Source organism: Streptomyces sp. SID5910, from assembly GCF_009862125.1.
GTDB lineage: Bacteria > Actinomycetota > Actinomycetes > Streptomycetales > Streptomycetaceae > Streptomyces.
The window spans coordinates 1-4,092 of sequence record NZ_WWHX01000886.1 but is presented as its reverse complement, the minus strand read 5'-3'; the positions used below and the strand labels follow the sequence as shown (position 1 = coordinate 4,092).

Below are 4,092 nucleotides of genomic sequence, written 5' to 3'. Positions count from 1 at the left end.
CCCGAGGCGGTCCGGGCCCGCGGTCTCGGACCCGCCGGGCCCGGGCGCCGGGCCGGTGGGCAGATCCGCCCGCTCGACGGGCGGGCTAGGCAGCCGTCCCGGGACGGTCCGGGCCCCCGGTCTCGGACCCGCTGGGTCCGGGTGCGGGGCCGGTGGGCAGGTCCTGCCGCTGGGCCCGTGTCCCCAGGGCCGGTCGCTCGGCCTATACCCCCAGGGCTGGTCGCTCGCCCGTCCCCCGGGTCCGGCCGTCCCGGCCGGGCGGGCCGCCTAGGCCGACCACCCGGCGAGCGTGTAGATCATCCCGCCTATCCAGGCCACTCCGGCCGTCACCGCGAGCGACAGGCCCGCGGTCACCGCTCGGTCGGTGAGCCGGAGCGGATGGGCGGAGGACTCGGAGGTGCGGTGTGTCGTCATGTGCTCAGCCTGCCGTGACCCACTGACAACGCACACCCGTACGGATACTCAGGCGTGTCGGACCGCGTCCCGCAGGGCCGCGCGGCACAGGGCGTCCGCCCTGCGGGTCGTCTCCGGCAGGCGGTAGGCGGGGGTCAGCGCCAGCGTGTGCGCGCAGGCGTTGTCGAGACTCACCCGGTGGCCGACGGAGACGAAGACCGGCTTGACCCCGTCACGGGTGCGCAGCGCGCGCCCGACCTCCTCGGTCCCGGCGAGCAACGGGGCCGCGCCGCCGCGCCCCGCGCCCGGGTCGGCGTGGGTGAAGGTGAACGGGTTCTTGGCGACGCCGATCGTGGGCAGCCCGCTGAGTACGCCGAGGTGACTGGCGAGCCCGAAGCGGCGCGGGTGGGCCAGCCCGTAGCCGTCGCAGACGACCAGGCCGGGCGGGCGGGGCAGCGCGTCGAGGGCGGCGAGGACGGTGGGGATCTCGCGGAAGGCGAGCAGTCCGGGCACGTAGGGGAACGAGATCCGCCCGACGGCGGTGGCCTCGGCGACCACGGCGAGGGTCGCCGCGTCGAGGACGACGGCCGCCGCGGCGACGACGTCGCGTTCGTCGTCGTAGGCGACGTCCACGCCGGTCACATGACCCGTTCCGGGAGACGGGCCCGGCTCGTCGAGCACCACGCGGGCCCGCAGTTCGTCCTGGACGGCGCGGGCGCGTTCCTCGGTCGCGGGCCAGTCGGCGGGGGTGTGCGCGGTCACGGTCGTCATGGTGGCGGCCAGCCTACGGGACCGCCGCAGTAGGCTCGCGATCATGTTCGTACTGGAACTGTCCTACACCGCCCCGCTCGAAGCCGTCGACGCCGTGCTGCCGGACCACGTGGTATGGCTCGACGCCCTGTACGAGCAGGGGGTGTTCCTCGCGTCCGGGCGCAAGGAGCCCCGCGACGGCGGAGTGATCGTCGCCGTCGCGGAGAACCGTGCGCGGATCGAGGAGATCACCGCGGGCGATCCCTTCGTGGAGGCGGGCGTGTGCGCGTATCGCATCACCGAGTTCGTCGCCACGAAGACGGCCCCGGCGCTGGAGGGGTACCGGGAGACGCTCGGTTAGGGCCGGTGCGGCGGCTCACTTGCCGAGCGCACGCTGCAACTCGCCCTTGTTCATGTTCGAACGGCCGCTGATGTCACGGCGCTTGGCCTCCTGGTACAGCTGGTCGTAGGTCGGGCCCTGGGGGCCCTGCCGGTTCCCGGACCGCTGTCCGCCGCGCTTGCTGGGCGACTTGTCCTGCGTGGACGTACGGCTGGCGGTCTTCGACTCGCCGGACCGGGCGCGCTCCTTGTTCACCGTGCGGGCCGCGATCTCCTCGGCCCGGCCGGTGCTCTCGCCACGGTCCTTCGCGCTGTCCTTGATGTGTTCGTACTGCCGCTCCCGCTTGGAGCTCGAACCGCGTGGCATGTTCGCTCACTTCCTCTCACGTTCAGCGAACGGATACCCACGTTACGGACAAACACCCGGCCCCGCGCTTCCAGTGCCGCCGAGTGGCCGCAAGTGCCTTGTGGGGCAGGCGAGGAGAGTCATGTCACTCCGGTGCATGAAGGCGGTGACAGAGGTCACTCGCACCTCGTGTGCACGGACTGGCTGATTCCGTCGTCTCTTCCAGTGCCCGGCCCGTACCACCCCGGAAGCCCGTCCAGCCGTCACGAGGGAGCAAGGCGTTGTCCACCGTCATCGAGCAGCCCGTCGAGGCGCGTCTCGTCGCTGCCGCGCCGCGTATGCCGAGCATTCCCGCCACGCTGCACTACGACCGCGACGACCCGTTCGCCGTCCGCATGACCTTCCCGGCCCCGGCCACCCTGGAGGGCGTGGAGGTGTGCTGGACCTTCTCCCGCGAGCTGCTCATCGCCGGGATGCGGGAACCCGACGGCCACGGCGACGTCCGGGTGCGGCCGTACGGGTACGACCGCACTGTCCTGGAGTTCCACGCCCCCGAGGGCACCGCCGTCGTCCATGTCCGCTCGGGCGAGCTGCGCCGGTTCCTCCACGCCACCGGCGAGCTGGTGCCGGTCGGCCTGGAGCATCTTCAGCTGGACCTGGACCACGACCTGGCGGAGCTGATGCGGGGCACCTGCTGAGCGGATCCGGCGCGGGGGCGTGACCCCCGGCCGGCCCGCCGGGTGCCTGTCAGCCGTTCGCCGAGGTCACCGCGCGCGCCGTCTCGGCGCCGATCGCGGCCCGCACCTCCCGCAGGACCTTGCCCAGGCCGGGTGCCGCCGTCGCGCCGCGCGCGGTCAGCTCCTCGATGCGCCCCTCCCGGCGCGCCCGGTCCTCCACGGGCCCGAGGGCGCGCAGCTCGGCCGTGCCCGCCAGGGCGGCGACGATCGCGTCCCGCTCGGAGACCTCCCCGGCCGGCAGGGTCCCGTCCAGGGCGGCCCGTGCCTCCTCGCGCAGCGCCTGTGCCGCGGCGGTCCGGGCCAGGACGTGGTCCACGGAGGGGAACACGCCGAGCACCCGCTTCTTCTCGGCCCGCAGACAGCCGCCGGCGACGAGCTGTTCCCGGACGGCGTCGAAGGTGACCCGCGCGTACGACCGCACCCACGCGCGCCAGCGGCGCGGCATGGACTCGCGGACGAGGTCCAGCAGCCCGTCGAGGACGGCGTCGCCGGTGCGGGAGTCCAGGTCGACGGGCGTGGCGATGCCGTCGTCGTCGGTGAGCAGCCCGCGCCGGGCGAGTTCGGTGAGGGCGCCGGCGCGCACCAGGTGGTGCAGCCGCGCGGTGTCGGCGCCCCCGGGGCGGTCGGGGTCCCAGGCCAGCAGGCAGAGCCGGGCCGGCAGGGAGAGTGAGCCGTTGGGCACGGTGCCTCCTAGGGGCCGTGGGACCGGATCCGCGATAAGGCGTTGACACCCCGGACCGGGCCCTCCTACGGTGTACAACGCTTCTGTTGCCGCCGATCGGAGAAGGACGTTGCTCGTCTGAGGTCCTGAGACACCGCGTCACCCCCTGGTGTGGGGTGTGCGTCGCCTGCGACCTCGGCGTTCGAGCCGTCCCGTGCGGAACAGGGCTTTTCTCATGCCCCGCCGTCCCGCGGACTCCTCCTTCCCTCGCCCGACGGCGGTCGCCGCTCCCGGTGTCTCGATACGCGTTTGCCCCTGACCGCATCGAGCAACCGCGGAGACTCCGTATGTCTGCATCCATCACCTGTACGGCCCTCTCGTTCGCCTGGGCCGACGGCACCCCCCTCTTCGACGGGCTCGACACCGCGTTCGGCCCCGGCCGGACCGGGCTCGTCGGGGCCAACGGGTCTGGTAAATCCACCCTGTTGAGACTGATCGCCGGGCAGCTCGCCCCCGCGGACGGCGCCGTCCGCGTGGCCGGCGAGGTCGGTCACCTCCCGCAGAACGTCACGCTCGACACCGCCCTGCGGGTCGACGAGGCGCTCGGCATCGCCGCGCAGCGGGCCGCGCTGCACGCCATCGAGGCCGGTGACGTGGCCGAGGAGCACTTCGAGACCGTCGGCGACGACTGGGACGTCGAGGAGCGCGCCCTCGCCACGCTCGGCGAGCTCGGCCTCGGCCATGTGGCGCTGGACCGGACCATCGGCGAGGTGTCCGGCGGCGAGTCCGTCCTGCTCCGGCTGGCGGCCCTGCTGCTGCGCCGGCCGGACGTCCTGCTGCTGGACGAGCCCACCAACAACCTCGAC

The 4,092-nt window shown here is 73.6% G+C and carries 7 protein-coding genes; 3 read left to right on the top strand and 4 right to left on the bottom strand.

Translation table 11 applies throughout. The features are described 5' to 3' along the window. Positions 1 to 267: 267 nt before the first annotated feature. Entirely contained in the window at positions 268 to 414 is a 147-nt protein-coding gene (gene mmpA, locus GTW67_RS37180) for a morphogenic membrane protein MmpA (RefSeq protein ID WP_202437946.1), read from the bottom strand. A gap of 48 nt (positions 415 to 462) precedes the next feature. Next, positions 463 to 1,164, bottom strand: a complete 702-nt coding sequence (locus tag GTW67_RS31280; protein ID WP_161168119.1) for an endonuclease V — start codon at positions 1,162 to 1,164, stop codon at positions 463 to 465. Positions 1,165 to 1,207: 43 nt separating this feature from the next. Between GTW67_RS31280 and GTW67_RS31275 the strand changes: the two genes are divergently transcribed. Continuing rightward, complete coding sequence (locus GTW67_RS31275) at positions 1,208 to 1,504, top strand: YciI family protein (protein WP_161168118.1); 297 nt, start codon at positions 1,208 to 1,210, stop codon at positions 1,502 to 1,504. A gap of 15 nt (positions 1,505 to 1,519) precedes the next feature. Here GTW67_RS31275 and GTW67_RS31270 read toward each other — a convergent pair whose 3' ends face one another. Continuing rightward, entirely contained in the window at positions 1,520 to 1,849 is a 330-nt protein-coding gene (locus GTW67_RS31270) for a plasmid stabilization protein (RefSeq protein ID WP_161168117.1), read from the bottom strand. A gap of 260 nt (positions 1,850 to 2,109) precedes the next feature. Here GTW67_RS31270 and ssgD point away from each other — a divergent pair, with 260 nt between their 5' ends. Further along, complete coding sequence (gene ssgD, locus GTW67_RS31265; protein ID WP_161168116.1) at positions 2,110 to 2,526, top strand: spore wall synthesis regulator SsgD; 417 nt, start codon at positions 2,110 to 2,112, stop codon at positions 2,524 to 2,526. A gap of 49 nt (positions 2,527 to 2,575) precedes the next feature. Here the strand turns inward: ssgD and GTW67_RS31260 are convergent, their stop codons facing one another. Further along, positions 2,576 to 3,247 (bottom strand): GPP34 family phosphoprotein, encoded by a 672-nt coding sequence (locus tag GTW67_RS31260; protein WP_161168115.1) that lies wholly within the window; start codon positions 3,245 to 3,247, stop codon positions 2,576 to 2,578. Positions 3,248 to 3,573: 326 nt separating this feature from the next. On the opposite strand from GTW67_RS31260, the gene GTW67_RS31255 reads away from it, so the two are divergent. Further along, a partial coding sequence (locus GTW67_RS31255; RefSeq protein WP_161168114.1) for an ATP-binding cassette domain-containing protein occupies positions 3,574 to 4,092 on the top strand: 519 nt, incomplete at its 3' end.